General features: G+C 70.5%; 13 protein-coding genes. 6 read left to right on the forward strand and 7 right to left on the reverse strand.

Annotation, left to right across the window (positions count from 1 at the left end; genetic code table 11):
* The first annotated feature begins 338 nt into the window (after positions 1–338).
* Together gltB and OG456_RS27040 are read left to right on the forward strand one after the other, a co-directional pair.
* Positions 339–4,940 carry a glutamate synthase large subunit gene (gene gltB, locus OG456_RS27035; RefSeq protein ID WP_266565334.1) on the forward strand — a complete coding sequence of 1,534 codons (4,602 nt, stop codon included), beginning with the start codon at positions 339–341 and terminating at the stop codon, positions 4,938–4,940.
* Positions 4,933–6,393, forward strand: a complete 1,461-nt coding sequence (locus tag OG456_RS27040) for a glutamate synthase subunit beta (protein ID WP_266565336.1) — start codon at positions 4,933–4,935, stop codon at positions 6,391–6,393. Before gltB ends, OG456_RS27040 begins: the two co-directional genes overlap by 8 nt.
* A gap of 144 nt (positions 6,394–6,537) precedes the next feature.
* Here OG456_RS27040 and OG456_RS27045 read toward each other — a convergent pair whose 3' ends face one another.
* The 6 genes from OG456_RS27045 to OG456_RS27070 form a co-directional block, all read right to left on the reverse strand.
* A complete protein-coding gene (locus OG456_RS27045; RefSeq protein ID WP_266565337.1) occupies positions 6,538–6,720 on the reverse strand; it encodes a hypothetical protein in 183 nt (60 codons plus the stop codon).
* 63 nt (positions 6,721–6,783) lie between these two features.
* Positions 6,784–7,689, reverse strand: a complete 906-nt coding sequence (locus OG456_RS27050; protein WP_266565338.1) for a chitosanase — start codon at positions 7,687–7,689, stop codon at positions 6,784–6,786.
* Between the two features lie 69 nt (positions 7,690–7,758).
* Positions 7,759–8,673: a rhomboid family intramembrane serine protease gene (locus OG456_RS27055; protein WP_266565340.1), complete on the reverse strand. Its 915-nt coding sequence runs from the start codon at positions 8,671–8,673 to the stop codon at positions 7,759–7,761.
* A 73-nt stretch (positions 8,674–8,746) separates the two neighbouring features.
* Positions 8,747–9,697: an alpha/beta hydrolase gene (locus tag OG456_RS27060; protein ID WP_266565341.1), complete on the reverse strand. Its 951-nt coding sequence runs from the start codon at positions 9,695–9,697 to the stop codon at positions 8,747–8,749.
* Positions 9,694–10,422, reverse strand: a complete 729-nt coding sequence (locus OG456_RS27065; protein WP_266565343.1) for a glucose 1-dehydrogenase — start codon at positions 10,420–10,422, stop codon at positions 9,694–9,696. The genes OG456_RS27060 and OG456_RS27065 overlap by 4 nt, the downstream gene beginning before the upstream one ends.
* Positions 10,419–11,552 carry an LLM class flavin-dependent oxidoreductase gene (locus tag OG456_RS27070; protein ID WP_266565345.1) on the reverse strand — a complete coding sequence of 378 codons (1,134 nt, stop codon included), beginning with the start codon at positions 11,550–11,552 and terminating at the stop codon, positions 10,419–10,421. The genes OG456_RS27065 and OG456_RS27070 overlap by 4 nt, the downstream gene beginning before the upstream one ends.
* Positions 11,553–11,640: 88 nt before the next feature.
* Here OG456_RS27070 and OG456_RS27075 point away from each other — a divergent pair, with 88 nt between their 5' ends.
* Complete coding sequence (locus OG456_RS27075; RefSeq protein ID WP_266565347.1) at positions 11,641–12,246, forward strand: helix-turn-helix transcriptional regulator; 606 nt, start codon at positions 11,641–11,643, stop codon at positions 12,244–12,246.
* Here OG456_RS27075 and OG456_RS27080 read toward each other — a convergent pair.
* Positions 12,171–12,722, reverse strand: a complete 552-nt coding sequence (locus OG456_RS27080) for a flavin reductase family protein (RefSeq protein ID WP_266565349.1) — start codon at positions 12,720–12,722, stop codon at positions 12,171–12,173. The two genes, OG456_RS27075 and OG456_RS27080, sit on opposite strands and share 76 nt — an antisense overlap.
* A 109-nt stretch (positions 12,723–12,831) precedes the next feature.
* Between OG456_RS27080 and OG456_RS27085 the strand changes: the two genes are divergently transcribed.
* From OG456_RS27085 to OG456_RS27095, 3 genes are read left to right on the forward strand one after another with little or no spacing between them, the layout of a single operon-like run.
* A complete protein-coding gene (locus OG456_RS27085) occupies positions 12,832–14,415 on the forward strand; it encodes a FadD3 family acyl-CoA ligase (RefSeq protein ID WP_266565351.1) in 1,584 nt (527 codons plus the stop codon).
* Positions 14,412–15,449 carry an acyl-CoA dehydrogenase family protein gene (locus OG456_RS27090; protein ID WP_266565353.1) on the forward strand — a complete coding sequence of 346 codons (1,038 nt, stop codon included), beginning with the start codon at positions 14,412–14,414 and terminating at the stop codon, positions 15,447–15,449. The genes OG456_RS27085 and OG456_RS27090 overlap by 4 nt, the downstream gene beginning before the upstream one ends.
* 43 nt (positions 15,450–15,492) lie before the next feature.
* Complete coding sequence (locus OG456_RS27095) at positions 15,493–16,059, forward strand: HutD family protein (RefSeq protein WP_266565355.1); 567 nt, start codon at positions 15,493–15,495, stop codon at positions 16,057–16,059.
* The last annotated feature ends 170 nt before the right edge of the window (positions 16,060–16,229 follow it).

Consider the following 16,229-nt stretch of genomic DNA (forward strand, 5'->3'; position numbering starts at 1 on the left):
GATGGCTATACGGATCTCTGCATAAGTAGCCGTTACTCGGCGGTTTCGATTGCTTAACGGCGGGGCATGAGCCGTAAGCGCTGCGGGCAACGACGCCCGCCTCGCTCATGGACCCGCGGACATCGATCTGCCCGTGAAGGTCCCCTATTACGCCGCTGTTCCGTCACCGGGAGTGGCACCGCCACCGCCACCGCGGTGTCCGCATGTTGGAACGTAGTGTCCGGTTCCCGAGAACCGATCCATCATGTAACTTGTACGAAATTTGCACCCCCAGCAGAGGGCCAACGTCGTCCCTCGGCAGATGTCATATGCCACGAAAATCGACGACGGGAGAGCCGATGCGCACGCCGCGCCAGCCGTCCCAGCACTCCATGAACCAGCCGTTCATGGATGCTCGCCCTGCCGCCCAGGGCATGTACGACCCCCGCAACGAGCACGACGCCTGTGGCGTCGGCTTCGTGGCCACCCTCACCGGCGAGGCGAGCCATGCGCTGGTCGAACAGGCGCTCACGGTTCTGCGCAACCTGGAGCACCGAGGTGCCACCGGTTCCGAGCCCGACTCGGGTGACGGAGCGGGCATCCTGTCCCAGGTCCCGGACGCCTTCCTGCGTGCCGCGGTCTCTTTCGATCTGCCCGACGCCGGCGCGTACGCGGTCGGCATCGCCTTCCTGCCCGTCGACGAGGCCGACAACGCCGCCGCCGTCTCACAGATCGAGACGATCGCCGCCGCGGAGGGCCTCACCGTCCTCGGCTGGCGCGAGGTGCCGGTCGCCCCGCAGCTCCTCGGCGCCACCGCCCGCTCGACGATGCCGGCCTTCCGCCAGATCTTCGTCTCGGACGCCGACGGCACCGCCAAGGACATCGCGCTCGACCGCAAGGCCTTCGTCCTGCGCAAGCGCGCCGAGCGCGAGGCCGGCGTGTACTTCCCGTCGCTCTCCGCCCGCACCATCGTCTACAAGGGCATGCTGACCACCGGCCAGCTCGAGCCCTTCTTCCCCGACCTGTCGGACCGCCGATTCGCATCTGCGATCGCGCTCGTCCACTCGCGGTTCTCCACGAACACCTTCCCGAGCTGGCCGCTCGCGCACCCGTACCGCTTCGTCGCGCACAACGGTGAGATCAACACGGTCAAGGGCAACCGGAACTGGATGAAGGCGCGCGAGTCGCAGCTCGCCTCCGACCTGTTCGGCGCCGAGGACCTGTCGCGGATCTTCCCCGTCTGTACGCCCGACGCCTCGGACTCCGCGTCCTTCGACGAGGTGCTCGAACTGCTGCACCTCGGCGGCCGCTCCCTGCCGCACAGCGTCCTGATGATGATCCCGGAGGCCTGGGAGAACCACGCCTCCATGGCGGCCGACCGCCGCGCCTTCTACCAGTTCCACTCCGCGATGATGGAGCCCTGGGACGGCCCGGCGTGCGTGACCTTCACCGACGGTACGCAGGTGGGTGCGGTTCTCGACCGCAACGGTCTGCGCCCCGGCCGTTACTGGGTCACCGACGAGGGCCTCGTCGTCCTCGGCTCCGAGGTCGGCGTCCTCGACATCGACCCCGCGAAGGTCGTCCGCAAGGGCCGCCTCCAGCCCGGCAAGATGTTCCTCGTCGACACCGCCGAGCACCGCATCATCGAGGACGACGAGATCAAGGCCGGCCTGGCCGCCGACAAGCCGTACGCCGAATGGCTCGAGGCCGGCGAGATCGAGCTCGAGGACCTCCCCGAGCGCGAGCACATCGTCCACACCCACGCCTCGGTCACCCGCCGCCAGCAGACCTTCGGCTACACCGAGGAAGAGCTGCGCGTCATCCTCACACCGATGGCCAAGACCGGCGGCGAGCCGCTCGGCTCCATGGGCACGGACTCGCCGATCGCGGCGCTCTCCGCCCGCCCGCGGCTGATCTTCGACTACTTCACCCAGCTGTTCGCGCAGGTCACGAACCCGCCGCTGGACGCCATCCGCGAGGAGCTCGTCACCTCGCTGCGCTCCACCCTCGGCCCGCAGGGCAACCTGCTCGAGCCGAGCGCGGCCTCCTGCCGTTCGGTCACCCTGCCCTTCCCGGTGATCGACAACGACGAGCTGGCCAAGCTCATCCACATCAACGCCGACGGCGACATGCCCGGCATGAAGGCCGCGACCCTGTCCGGCCTGTACCGGGTCTCCGGCGGCGGCGACGCGCTCGCCGCCCGCATCGAGGAGATCTGCGCCGAGGCCGACGCCGCCATAGAGGCCGGCGCCCGCCTGATCGTGCTCTCCGACCGGCACTCCGACGCCGAGCACGCGCCGATCCCGTCGCTGCTGCTCACCGCGGCCGTCCACCACCACCTCATCCGCACGAAGCAGCGCACCGAGGTGGGCCTGCTCGTCGAGGCGGGCGACGTGCGCGAGGTCCACCACGTGGCCCTCCTCATCGGCTTCGGCGCCGCGGCCGTCAACCCGTACCTGGCGATGGAGTCCGTCGAGGACCTGGTCCGCGCCGGCACGTTCCTGCAGGCCGACGAGGGTGGGGCCGAGCAGGCCATCCGCAACCTGATCTACGCGCTCGGCAAGGGCGTCCTCAAGGTCATGTCCAAGATGGGCATCTCGACCGTCGCCTCCTACCGCGGCGCCCAGGTCTTCGAGGCCGTCGGCCTCGACGAGGCCTTCGTCGAGAAGTACTTCAACGGCACGGCGACGAAGATCGGCGGCGCCGGTCTCGACGTCATCGCCAAGGAGGTCGCCGCCCGCCACGCGAAGGCGTACCCGGCGAGCGGCATCGCGCCCGCGCACCGCGCCCTCGACATCGGCGGCGAGTACCAGTGGCGCCGCGAGGGCGAGCCGCACCTGTTCGACCCGGAGACGGTCTTCCGCCTCCAGCACGCGACGCGGGGCCGCCGCTACGACATCTTCAAGAAGTACACGGGTCGCGTGAACGAGCAGTCGGAGCGTCTGATGACGCTGCGCGGCCTCTTCGGCTTCAGGAGCGGCCGTGAAGCGATCTCCATCGACGAGGTCGAGCCGGTCAGCGAGATCGTCAAGCGGTTCTCCACGGGCGCCATGTCGTACGGCTCCATCTCCAAGGAGGCGCACGAGACCCTCGCCATCGCCATGAACCAGCTGGGCGCCAAGTCCAACACCGGTGAGGGCGGCGAGGACGCGGACCGGCTGTACGACCCGGCGCGCCGCTCCAGCATCAAGCAGGTCGCCTCCGGCCGCTTCGGTGTCACGAGCGAGTACCTGGTCAACGCGGACGACATCCAGATCAAGATGGCGCAGGGCGCCAAGCCCGGCGAGGGCGGCCAGCTGCCCGGTCACAAGGTCTACCCGTGGGTCGCCAAGACGCGTCACTCGACGCCGGGCGTCGGGCTCATCTCGCCGCCGCCGCACCACGACATCTACTCCATCGAGGACCTGGCGCAGCTGATCCACGACCTGAAGAACGCGAACCCGCAGGCGCGGATTCACGTGAAGCTGGTCTCCGAGGTCGGCGTCGGCACGGTCGCCGCGGGTGTCTCCAAGGCGCACGCCGACGTGGTGCTCATCTCCGGCCACGACGGCGGTACGGGCGCCTCGCCGCTCACGTCCCTCAAGCACGCCGGCGGTCCCTGGGAGCTCGGTCTCGCCGAGACCCAGCAGACCCTGCTGCTCAACGGTCTGCGCGACCGCATCGTCGTCCAGACCGACGGCCAGCTCAAGACCGGCCGCGACGTCGTCATCGCCGCGCTGCTCGGCGCCGAGGAGTTCGGTTTCGCGACCGCGCCGCTCGTCGTCTCCGGCTGCGTCATGATGCGCGTCTGCCACCTGGACACCTGCCCGGTCGGCATCGCCACGCAGAACCCCGTCCTGCGCGAGCGGTTCTCCGGCAAGGCCGAATTCGTCGTGAACTTCTTCGAGTTCATCGCCGAAGAGGTCCGCGAGATCCTCGCCGAGCTCGGCTTCCGCACCATCGAGGAGGCCGTCGGCCACGCCGAACTCCTCGACACCGAGCGGGCCGTGGACCACTGGAAGGCCCAGGGCCTCGACCTCGAGCCCCTCTTCTACGTCCCCGAGCTGCCCGAGGGCGCCGTGCGCCACCAGGTGATCACTCAGGACCACGGCCTGGAGAAGGCCCTGGACAACGAGCTGATCAAGCTGGCCGCCGACGCGCTCGCCGCGAACGCGCAGGCCGACGCCCAGCCGGTCCGCGCCCAGGTCGCGATCCGCAACATCAACCGCACGGTCGGCACCATGCTCGGCCACGAGGTGACGAAGAAGTTCGGTGGCGCGGGCCTGCCCGACGACACCATCGACATCACCTTCACCGGCTCCGCGGGCCAGTCGTTCGGCGCGTTCGTGCCGCGCGGTGTGACCCTGCGACTGGAGGGCGACGCCAACGACTACGTCGGCAAGGGCCTGTCCGGCGGCCGCATCGTGGTCCGCCCCGACCGCGGCGCCGACCACCTCGCCGAGTACTCGACGATCGCGGGCAACACGATCGCGTACGGCGCCACGGGCGGCGAACTGTTCCTGCGCGGCCGCACCGGCGAGCGCTTCTGCGTCCGCAACTCGGGCGCGACGGTCGTCTCGGAGGGCGTGGGCGACCACGGCTGCGAGTACATGACCGGTGGCCGCGCGGTCGTCCTCGGCGAGACCGGACGCAACTTCGCGGCCGGCATGTCCGGTGGCATCGCGTACGTCGTCGACCTGGACCTCGACAACGTGAATGCCTCGTCCCAGACGGCAGTCGAGGCCCTGGACGACAGTGACAAGCAGTGGCTGCACGACGTCGTGCGGCGCCATGCCGAGGAGACCGGCTCGACGGTCGCCGAGAAGCTCCTCGCGGAGTGGACGGTGGCGGTGGACCGCTTCAGCAAGATCATCCCCAGCACGTACAAGGCAGTGCTCGCCGCCAAGGACGCCGCCGAGCGAGCCGGACTCTCCGAGTCCGAGACCACCGAGAAGATGATGGAGGCGGCGACCAATGGCTGATCCCAAGGGCTTTCTCAACCATGGCCGCGAGGTCGCCAAGACCCGTCCGGTCGGCGAGCGTGTGCGGGACTGGAACGAGGTCTACGTTCCCGGCTCCCTGCTCCCCATCATCAGCAAGCAGGCCGGCCGCTGCATGGACTGCGGCATCCCGTTCTGTCACAACGGCTGCCCGCTCGGGAACCTGATCCCGGAGTGGAACGACTACGCGTACCGCGAGGACTGGTCGGCGGCGCAGGAGCGGCTGCACGCCACCAACAACTTCCCGGAGTTCACCGGCCGCCTCTGCCCGGCGCCCTGTGAGTCGGCGTGCGTGCTCGGCATCAACCAGCCGGCCGTCACCATCAAGAACGTCGAGGTCTCGATCATCGACCAGGCGTGGGACCGCGGCGACGTCGCGCCCCAGGCCCCGGAGCGCCTCTCCGGCAAGACCGTCGCCGTCATCGGCTCGGGCCCGGCGGGCCTCGCCGCCGCCCAGCAGCTGACGCGGGCCGGCCACACGGTCGCCGTCTACGAGCGCGCCGACCGCATCGGCGGCCTGCTCCGCTACGGCATCCCCGAGTTCAAGATGGAGAAGCGCCACATCAACCGCCGCATCGAGCAGATGCGCGCGGAGGGCACCAAGTTCCGTACGGGCGTGGAGATCGGCCGCGACATAGACGCCGCGAAGCTGCGCAAGCGCTACGACGCCGTGGTCATCGCCGCCGGCGCCACGACCGCCCGTGACCTGCCGGTCCCGGGACGTGAGCTCAAGGGCGTCTACCAGGCGATGGAGTACCTGCCCCTGGCCAACAAGGTCCAGGAGGGCGACTACGTCACCACGCCCGTCTCCGCCGAGGGCAAGCACGTCGTCGTCATCGGCGGCGGCGACACCGGCGCGGACTGCGTGGGCACCGCCCATCGCCAGGGCGCGGCCTCGGTCACGCAGCTGGAGATCATGCCGCGTCCGGGCGAGGACCGCAGCGCGGGCCAGCCCTGGCCGACGTTCCCCATGCTCTACAAGGTGACGTCCGCGCACGAGGAGGGCGGCGAGCGGGTCTACTCCGTGTCGACCACCCACTTCGAGGGCGACGAGGACGGCAACGTCCAGTACCTGCACCTCGTCGAGGTGGAGTTCATCGACGGCAAGCTGACGCAGAAGCCGGGCACGGAGCGCAGGATCCCCGCCCAGCTGGTCACGCTCGCGATGGGCTTCACGGGCACGGACCAGGACAACGGCCTCGTCTCCCAGTTCGCCCTGGACCTCGACGCGCGCGGCAACGTGGCACGCGACGACGAGTTCCAGACCAACGTCCCCGGCGTCTTCGTCGCCGGTGACGCGGGCCGCGGCCAGTCACTCATCGTGTGGGCCATCGCGGAGGGCCGCTCGGCCGCCCGCGGGGTCGACCGCTTCCTGACCGGAGTCAGCGAACTGCCGGCCCCGATCCGCCCGACGGACCGCTCCCTGACCGTCTGACCGACGCGACGGCGGCCTGACGGCCCCTCAAAAGACGTCCCGTACAACGGCGTACGGAACTGAGCGCGACGCTCGCCCGACCTGTCCCCGACCGGACGCCTGGGCGGGCGTCGCGGTGCGTCCGCCCTCGGTCGCGCCGGTCACTCACTGAGTGGCGTGCCCGAGGGGGTCGGTGTAGGTGACCGTGCTGGTGCGGTCCGGCTCCGCATCGCCGTACGGGATACGGGAGTTGAGGATGCCGTCGCGGGTCTCGACGACCCGGCCGCCGGCGTCGTACGCGTAGTCGAAGGCGGTGTCCTTGGAGCAGGTGGTGCCAGTTCCCGGCATGTGGAGACTGAGACTTGAGTGGGCGTCACATGCGTCTGTGCCGTGGCCCTACCGCTTCGGCGGTTACGGCACCCGGTACGTCTCCCCGTACACCTTCCACTCCAGCGGTGTCTTCAGGGTCAGGTTGCCGTCGTAGAGGAACTGGCGCTGGGCCGTGTCGATGCGGGTGGTGTCGCGGTCCGGCTTCTTCGCCTTCATCGCCGTGCGGCGCACGTCGAGGAAGATGTCGAGGTACGCCTTCTCCTTGCCGCCCTGCGCCGGGGTGTCCGCCTCCCGCATGGCCTTCTCGCGCAGGCCGTAGAAGCCGCTCGGCCCGGTGCCGGGGCCGTGCAGGACCATCGCGTCGTAGTAGATGAACTGGCCGAGCGTGCCCAGGCCGTCGAGCTTGGCGAGGCGGACGGCCGGGTCGAAGTAGACGCGGTCGCGCTCGGAGTTCTGGGCGGCGCGGAAGGCCGGGTCGGACGCCTCCTTCTTCCACGCGGCGGTGAAGCCGGGGTCGAGGCCCTCGTGGGAGTCCGTGCCGTCGACCTTGCGCAGGGCGGGCAGATAGTGGGCGAGGCCGTTGTCCGGGTGGGCCTTCGTGTACCGCTCGACGAGGGTGAGCAGGTCGTGCGTGCCGGTGCAGAAGCCGATGATCCCGGCCGTGTAGCCCTGCCCGTCCTTGATGTCCTCGATGTAGCCGTACTGGCCGCGCCAGTCGAGCGTCGAGTTCTCCGCACTCGCCACGATCTGCTGGGCGAGGTCCTTCTTCGCGGGCGCGGCGAGGCCGGGCGGCAGGTCGGCGATGGCGTCGTCGTCGGCCTGCTTCTCCGCGGCGGCCTTGGCGGCCGCGGCGTCCTCGGCGGACGGGCGCGACGTGGACGAGCCGTGCGAGCCGCCCTTGCCGTCGGCGTGCCCCGGCGTGAAGAGGAACACCGCGACCGTGGCGACCGGAGCCGCGGCCAGGAGTATGCAGCCTGCGCGTTTCATGGGGCTCAGATTACGTGGCGGACGCAGGGGGAGCGGGAGAGGGAGTGGGCGAAGTGACAGCTCGTCGTTCTAGGGCCGCTTGAGGAACGTCAGCGCCATGAGGAGTACGAACAATCCCGCGCACGCCGAGCTCTGTACCAGGGTGCGGCGGGCGTGGGGCGCGTACGCGAGGGCGAGGGTCGCCGCGCCGCCCGTGAGCAGGCCGCCCAAGTGGCCCTGCCAGGAGGCGAATCCGGCCGAGATCAGCATCCACAGCAGGAAGTACGCCATGAATCGGTTGACGCCGCTCATGTCCGCGCCCAGGCGCCGCGCCATCACGTAGTACGCGGCGCCGAGCCCGAAGATCGCGCCCGACGCGCCGACCGTGAGGGTGCCCGGGGCGATCAGGTAGACGAGCACGGAGCTGCCGAACGCGGACAGGAGATAGACGGCGAGGTAGCGGACGCGTCCCAGCTGTGTCTCGACGACGCGGCCGAGGTTCCACAGCGAGTACATGTTGAACAGGATGTGCAGGATCCCGAAGACGCCCTCGGTGGCCGGCATGTGGAGGAACGCGCCGGTGATCATCCGGTACCACTCGCCCGCCACCACCCCCTCCGCGTGGAAGTCGGCCGGGAACCCGTCCTGGTACACGTAATGCCCGCCGTCAGGGCCGACGAGCCCCGCGCCCAGCATCCCGAACCGGTCCACGACGGCCGGGCGCACCAGCTCGGCGAGGTAGGCCACGATGTTCAGGCCCATCAGGACGTACGTGACGAGCGGGACGGCCGACACCCGCCCGCCGAAGACCGTGCGGGCCTGGCGGACCGAGCGGACGCCCTCCTTCACGCAGTCGGGGCAGTGGTGGCCGACGGCCGCCGACCGCATGCAGTCGGGGCAGATGGGCCGCTCGCAGCGGGTGCAGCCGACGTAGGTCTCCACCTTGGGATGGCGGTAGCAGGTGGTGACCGCGGGGGTCGTGGCGGGCTGGGACTCGGCTTCCACGGCCGGCTCCTCTGAGGTTCGGGGAGGGGGACAGAGCCGGTGGGGACGGCGGCGAACAAAATAGCGAACGCCGTCAGGTGCCGGTGCCCGGGGTGCGGGTCAGCCAGGCGGTGGCCCGCGCGAGCGCCGCGTCCGCCTCGGGCAGGAACCCGGCCGCGCCCAGGAACCCGTGGAACACCCCCGGATACAGCGCCACCTCCGCCCGCACCCCGGCCCGCGCGAGCCGCCGTGCGTAGGCGAGACCCTCGTCGCGCAGCGGGTCGCAGTCCGCGAGGAGCACGAGGGCGGGCGGCAGCCCGTCGAGGTCGGGTGCCAGCCCGGGCGAGGCGGCGGCGGGATCGCTGTTGGCGCCGAGGTACTGCTCCCAGTACCAGCGCATATGAGCCGTCGTGTGGAAGAACCCCCGTTCGAACGCCACCGGCGACTCGCCGCCGAGCCGGTGGTCGAGCACCGGGTACAGCAGCAACTGGCCCGCGATCGCCGGCCCCTCGGGATCGCCCTGGGCCCGCTGTGCGACGGCGGCGGCCAGGTTGCCGCCACTGGAGTCCCCGGCGACGAACAGCCGGTCCGGGGCGCACCCCAGTTCCCGCGCGTGCGCGGCGGCCCACCGCGCCACGGCGTACGCGTCGAGGGAGGCGGCCGGGAAGGGGTGCTCGGGGGCCCGCCGGTAGTCGACGGAGACCACCGACGCACCGGACAGCGCGGCGAGTCGGCGGCAGAGCCCGTCGTGTGTGTCGAGGTCGCAGAGCACCCACCCGCCGCCGTGCAGGAACACCACGAGCGGGCGCGGGCCGTCGGACTCGGGTTCGTAGATCCGTACGGGCACGGGGGCGTCGAGACCCGGCGCGGACACCCGGCGCTCGGTCACCGACCGCATCGGCACGGCCGGCTTCCCGAGCCCCGCCCGCGCGGCGGCCCGCAGGGCGCCCGCGTCGAGGGGTCCGTCGGCCGGGTCGGGGAACGTGGCCGACATGGCGTCGCACAGGGTGCGCGCCTGCGGGGTGAGGGGGTCGTGCGCCGTCATCCCGCCGTCGACCCCCCGTCCACCGTGAACTCCGTGCCGGTGATGTACGAGGAGGCGTCCGACGCCAGGAACAGGACCAGCTCACCGACCTCTTCGGGGCGGCCCATCCGGCCCAGCGGCAGATGCGACCAGTCCTTGCCGGAGACCCCGGAGATCATCGGGGTGTCGATGGCGCCCGGGTGCACCGAGTTGACGCGGATCCCGTACCCCGCCAGGTCGAGCGCCGATGACCGGGTCAGGCCGCGAAGGCCGAACTTCGTGGAGCCGTAGGCGGCGTGGCCCGGGATGCCGATGAGACCCGCCGTCGAGGAGACGTTGACGACCGATCCGCCGCCCGCCTCCCTCATCGCGGGCACCACGGCCTGGATGCCGAGGAACGGGCCGAGGAGATTGACCCGGATCAGCTGCTCGAAGTTCTCCAGGGTCTCCCGCTCGACCGGGGCGGTGCGCCACAGTGCCGCGTTGTTGACCAGCGCGTCGATGCGTCCGAAGGCGCCGAGCGTGGCATCGACGACCTCGCCCCAGCTGTCCGGGTCCGACACGTCGTGCCGCACGAACAGCCCTTGCTCACCGAGCGACTTGGCGACCTCGATCCCCTCCTCCTCCCGCACGTCCGTGACGACGACCCGCGCGCCGGCCGCCGCGGCGAGAGCGGCCTCCGCCGCGCCCTGCCCGCGCCCCGCGCCCGTGATGACAACGACCTTGCCGTCCAGTGAGACCGTCACTTCGCCTCCAGTGCCCGGAAGTGCGGGATGACCTTCTCGCCCCACTGGCGGATGGTCTCCATGCACGCCTCCTGCGGGACCGTGCCCATCTGGATCAGGCACATCACCTCGTCCACGCCGATCTCGCGCAGTTGCTCGACGTACGAGATCGCGGTGTCCGCGGAGCCGTAGGCGTGTTCGGCGTTGTAGGTGCCGGTGTCGACCGGGCGGGCCGGGATGTTCGCCTCGTGCAGCTTGGCGACGAGCTCCTCGCGGTCCTTGGCCATCGCGGCCACGTGGTCGGCCGTGTCCTCGGACTCCGCGTAGGAAGTGGGTGCGGGCGCGTTCCCGTACCAGTGCGCGATCGACTCGGCGAAGAAGCGCTGGCCGCGCGTGCCGAGGCGCAGGGCGAGGTCCGCGTCGTCGAGGACGATCGTCGGGCAGAGCGCCGAGAGGTGGTCGTTGACCTCGGTGGACACGAAGCGCTCGCCGGTGCGGGTCGCGATGGCCTCGTCGTAGACCTTCCGCATCGTGCGGACGTCGTCGGCGCCGGCGAAGCCCATCACCAGGGCCCCGATGCCGAGTTCGGCCGCGAGCTTGAGCGTGTCGTGCTTGGAGCAGGCCATGAAGAGCGGCGGGTGCGGGTTCTGCACCGGGCGCGGCAGGATCGCGCCGGGTCCGATGTCGATCGAGCCGTGCCACTCGAACTGCTCCTCGCGCCAGGCCGAGGAGAAGATCCGCAGGGCCTCCTCCATCTGCGGATACGTGTCCTCGGGGCGGACCCCGTACATCCGCATCTCCTGCTTCGTCGCGCCGCGGCCCGCGCCGATGTCGACGCGGCCGCCGGTCAGTGAGTCGAGCATCGCGGCCCGCTCGGCGACGCGGACGGGGTGCTGGTAGCCGAAGGGCATCGTGACGACGCCGTGCCCGATGCGGATCCGGGACGTCCTGGCCGCGACCCAGGTCAGGAAGATCTCGGACGCGCTCATGTGCGCGTACTGGGTGAGGGAGTGGTGCTCGACCGCCCAGATGCGGTCGAAGCCCATCTCCTCGGCGAACACGGCCTGTTCGACGCAGTCCTTGAAAACCTGGCGCTCGTTCTCCGGCGTCGGGTCGGCGAGCTGGGCCTCGAAGATCATGGAGAACTTCACGGGGATCCTCCCGAGTGATGTGTTTCTAATAGGAATACTTCTAGCAGGCATACGCATGGCGAGGGAAGGGGCTACGTAGACTGCGTGCGTGGTGAAGAAGAAGGCGGTAGACGACGCGGCCGGCGCGGAGCGCCCCGCACTCCCGGCGACCAGCTGGGCGGTGCTCGGACTGCTCTCCTTCGGTGAGGAGCTGTCCGGCTACGACCTGAAGAAGTGGTCCGACTGGTCCCTGCGCTTCTTCTACTGGAGCCCGTCGTTCAGCCAGATCTACAGCGAGCTCAAGCGCTTGGAGAAGGCCGGTTACGCGACCTCGCGGATGGTCGCGCAGGAGACCGGCACCCGCGACAAGCGGGTCTACCGGATCACCGACGAGGGCATGGAGGCCGTGCGGACCTGGGCGCGCGAGGCGCCCGTCGACCCGCCCGTCCTCAAGCACGGGCCCATGCTGCGGCTCTGGCTCGGGCACCTGCTCGAAGGTGAGCAGATGCGTGAAGTGCTCGCGCGGCACCGGGAGTTCGCCGAGACGATGCGGGTGCGCGCGGAGGAGGACGTGGAGGGCGCGAAGGCCAACGAGGCCTGGACGTACCCCACGCTCACGCTCAAGTGGGCCGAGCGGTACTACGCGTCCGAGCGCGACCTCGCCGACGCCATGCTCGCGGACATCGAGGAGCTGGAGCGCGGCAAGCGCCCGTAGGTGCGCCGGAAGTAGAGCAGCGGCCCCGCGTCGCGGTGCGTGGTCAGTGAGGTGACCCGGCCGAGCGCGATGGCGTGGTCGCCGCCGTCGAGCACGTCGGCGAGTTCGCACTCGATCGTGGCGAGCGCTCCGTCGAGCAGGGGTGCGCCGTTGCCGCCCGGCCGCCAGGGCGTGCCGGCGAACTTGTCGCCGCCCGTCACCGCGAAGCGCCGGCACAGCTCGCTCTGGTCCTCGGCGAGGACGTTGACGGCGAACCGGCCGGCCGTCCTGATCCGTGGCCAGGTCGTCGAGGTGTGCGCCGGGCAGAAGCAGACCAGGGGCGGGTCGAGCGAGACCGACGAGAACGACTGCACGGCCATGCCTGTGGGCCGGCCGTCTCCGTCGAGTGCGGTGATGACCGCGACGCCCGTACAGAAACCGGCGAGGGCGGACTTCAGGTCCTCGGCCGAGGTGGCGGGGTGGGTGGGGATCGGCATGCGAGGCCTCCAAGGAATGTGCCTACTAGGTATATGCCTAACCGAAACACTTGTGATTGGATACCGGCCACGCTCGCACGTCAAGTACCCCTGATCACAGGGAGGGTTCGTGACCAGCACCACCCCACCGCGTACGCTCGCCCAGCTCCCCGAGTACGCCGCCGCCGCGTACGGCGACCGGGAGGCACTCGCCGACGGCGAGGTCCGCTGGAGCTTCAGCCGGCTGCGCGACGAGATCGCCGCGGCCTCGCGCGCCGCCGTCGCGCACGGCATACGCCCCGGCACCCGCGTCGCGATCTGGGCCGCCAACAGCCGTCAGTGGATCCTCGCCGCACTGGGCGCGGTCGGCGCCGGGGCGGTCCTCGTCCCGGTCAACACGCGCTACAAGGCGGCCGAGGCCACCGACATCATCCGCCGCAGCGGCGCCGAACTCCTCTTCACGGAACGCGGCTTCCTCGGCACCGACTACGTCCACACACTCCGCGCGAGCGGCGAGGACCTGGGCGCCCTGCGCTCCGTGGTCGTCCTCCGCGGCGACGCGCACGACGACGCTCTCGCATGGGAGACGTACCTGAAGGCGGGCGAAGGAGTCACCGACACCGAACGCCTGGCCCGCGCCGCCGCCGTGGGCCCCGACGACCTCAGCGACATCCTCTACACCTCCGGCACCACGGGCCGCCCCAAGGGCGTGATGACGACCCACGGACAGACGGTCCGCCTCTACGAGGAGTGGTCGCACCAGGTCACCCTGAGAACCGGCGACCGCTACCTCCTGCTGAACCCGTTCTTCCACACCTTCGGCTACAAGGCGGGCATCATCGCCTGCCTGCTGCGCGGCGTCACGATGCTGCCCGAGGAGGTCTACGACGCCGACCGCGTCCTGGAGCGCATCGCCACCGAACGCGTCTCCTGCCTGATGGGCCCGCCGACGGTGTTCCACGGCCTGATCCACCACCCCCACCGGAGCGAAGCGGACCTCGGAGCGCTGCGGCTCGCCGGAACCGGCGCCGCCGCCGTCCCGACCGAACTGGTCGAACTGATCCGCACGGAACTCGGCGCCCCCGACGTGTTCACGGCGTACGGACTCACCGAGTCGGGCGGCGTCGTCTCCGTCTGCCCCACCGACGCCGACGCGTGGACGGTCGCGCACACGGTGGGCCGCGCGCTGCCCGGCATCGAGATCCGGATCGCCTCACCGCTGGGCGACGAACTGCCCGCAGGTGAACCGGGCGAGGTGCAGGTGCGCGGCTACCACGTGATGCGCGGCTATCTGGACGACGAAACAGCAACCCATGAGGCAGTTCCCCAGGACGGCTGGCTCCGCACGGGCGACATCGGCACGCTCGACGACCGCGGCTTCCTCACCATCACGGACCGGCTCAAGGACATGTACGTCGTGGGCGGGTTCAACGCATACCCGGCCGAGGTCGAGAACACCCTCCTGGGCCACGAACTGATAGTCGACGCGGCCGTGGTCGGCGCCCCGGACGAACGGCTGGGCGAGGTTGGTGTCGCCTTCATCGTCGTATCCGGACCCGTGGACGCACAGCAGCTCACCGCATGGACGCGCGAGCGCTTGGCCAACTTCAAGGTGCCGCGCCGCTTCGTGACCGTCCGCGAGCTGCCGCGCAACGCGGGCGGCAAGCTCCTGAAAGGCGCGCTGCGCAGCAAGGCAAGAGGAGACCGGGGATGAATTTCACCAGGGAGCAGGACGAACTGCGCTCGGCCGTACGGGCGGTGCTGACCCGGCACGAGGGTGCGGCCGCGTGGGGCCCGCTCACCGAGGCGGTCGGCGCGGCGGGCCTCGGGGTGCCGGAGGAGTACGGGGGGTACGGCGGCGGCACGGTGGAGACGTACGTGGTCATGGAGGAACTGGGCCGGAGGCTCAGCCCGGTCCCGTACCTGGCCTCCACAGTCCTGGCCACACAGGCGCTACTCGCGTCCGGTAACACGCGGGCCTGCGCGGAGCTGCTCCCCGAACTCGCCGACGGCACCGCGGTGGGAGCGCTGGCCTGGGCGGAGGACGGAAGCTGGGAGCCGGAGGCGATGAACGCCCGGGTCCGAGCGGGCCGGCTGACCGGAGTGAAGGAGCACGTCCTGACGGGCCCAGGGCGCCCGGACACCCTGCTGGTCCTGGCCCGAGGTGAAGACGGACTCGGCCTGTTCCAAGTCGAGCTTCCCGAAACCGAGTTCACGCCCCTGCCCACCATGGACCAGACCCGCCCCCAGGCCCGAGTCATCTTCGACGGGTCCCCGGCCAAGATCCTCGCAGCCGACGGCGAACGTGTCCTGTCCCGAGTGCGGGACCTCGCCTGCACAGCGCTGGCGGCCGAACAGACAGGCGCCGCGACCCGGGCACTCGCGGACACCATCCAGTACGCCAAGGACCGAGTGCAGTTCGGGCGGCCCATCGGCTCGTTCCAGGCGGTCAAGCACCGGATAGCCGACCTGCACGTCCAACTGGAGGCGGCACGCTCGCTGGCACTGGCGGCCGCGCACTCCGACGCCGCACCCCACCTGGCGGCAGCGGCAGAAGCCGCCTGTTCCCAGGCATACAAGCAAGTGGCCGGCGAGATGATCCAGCTGCACGGAGGCATAGGCATCACCTGGGAACACGAGGCCCACCGCCATCTGAAGCGGGCCCACTCGGGCGGCCACCTTTTCGGCACCCCGTCGGCGCACCGCCGACGGCTCGCCGACAGGCTGGGCCTGACCTCAGTGGCGTAGCCTCGGAACTCCCGCCACACGACAGCACGATCGGAGCCGCCCAATGCCCGGGATCACTGACAACGGCGTACGGCTGCTGCCCGCGGCGGAACGGACGGCTGCGCCCTGGAAGAACGGCGGCGGGGTCACCCGCAATATCGCGGCGTCACCACCGGACGCGGGGACGGACGACTTCGTGTGGCGGGTGAGCCTCGCGGACGTCGAGAACGACGGCCCGTTCTCGGCGTTCCCCGAAGTCGACCGGACCCTGACGATGGTCGAGGGCGCCGGCATGGAACTGACGCTCGGCGGCGAACGCAGAACCGTGGACGAGCGCTACGTGCCACAGGACTTCCGCGGAGACGTCCCGACCGACTGCCGCCTCATCGACGGCCCGGTGGTGAACTTCAACGTCATGTGGCGCAGGGGAGCGGGCACGCCCCCGTCGGTGGCAGTGGTCCGAGGCCGCCTCACCATCACCGGCAAGGCCCTGGTGGTAGCCCTCGACGAACAGGGCGCCGACATCGCCGACGTGACGCTGGACCACTACGACGCAGCCCTGATGGACTCCACCACCGGTACGGCCGCCCTGCACGCCAGAGGCCGTACCGCAGTAGTCACGTTCCCCTGACCCGGCATACGAGACGCCCACCGCGACACGAAACCCAGACCCCCACCCTGGCAGGATGTGCGCGCGGAGCCACTTCGTCACACCCGGCGTACGAGACGGCCGCCGCGAGATGAACCCCAGACCCCCACCGGCCGGGAGCCGCCCCCGACGGGAGGGGACGTGGCGGGATG

The organism is Streptomyces sp. NBC_01446 (assembly GCF_026340095.1).
GTDB classification, from domain to species: domain Bacteria; phylum Actinomycetota; class Actinomycetes; order Streptomycetales; family Streptomycetaceae; genus Streptomyces; species Streptomyces aureus.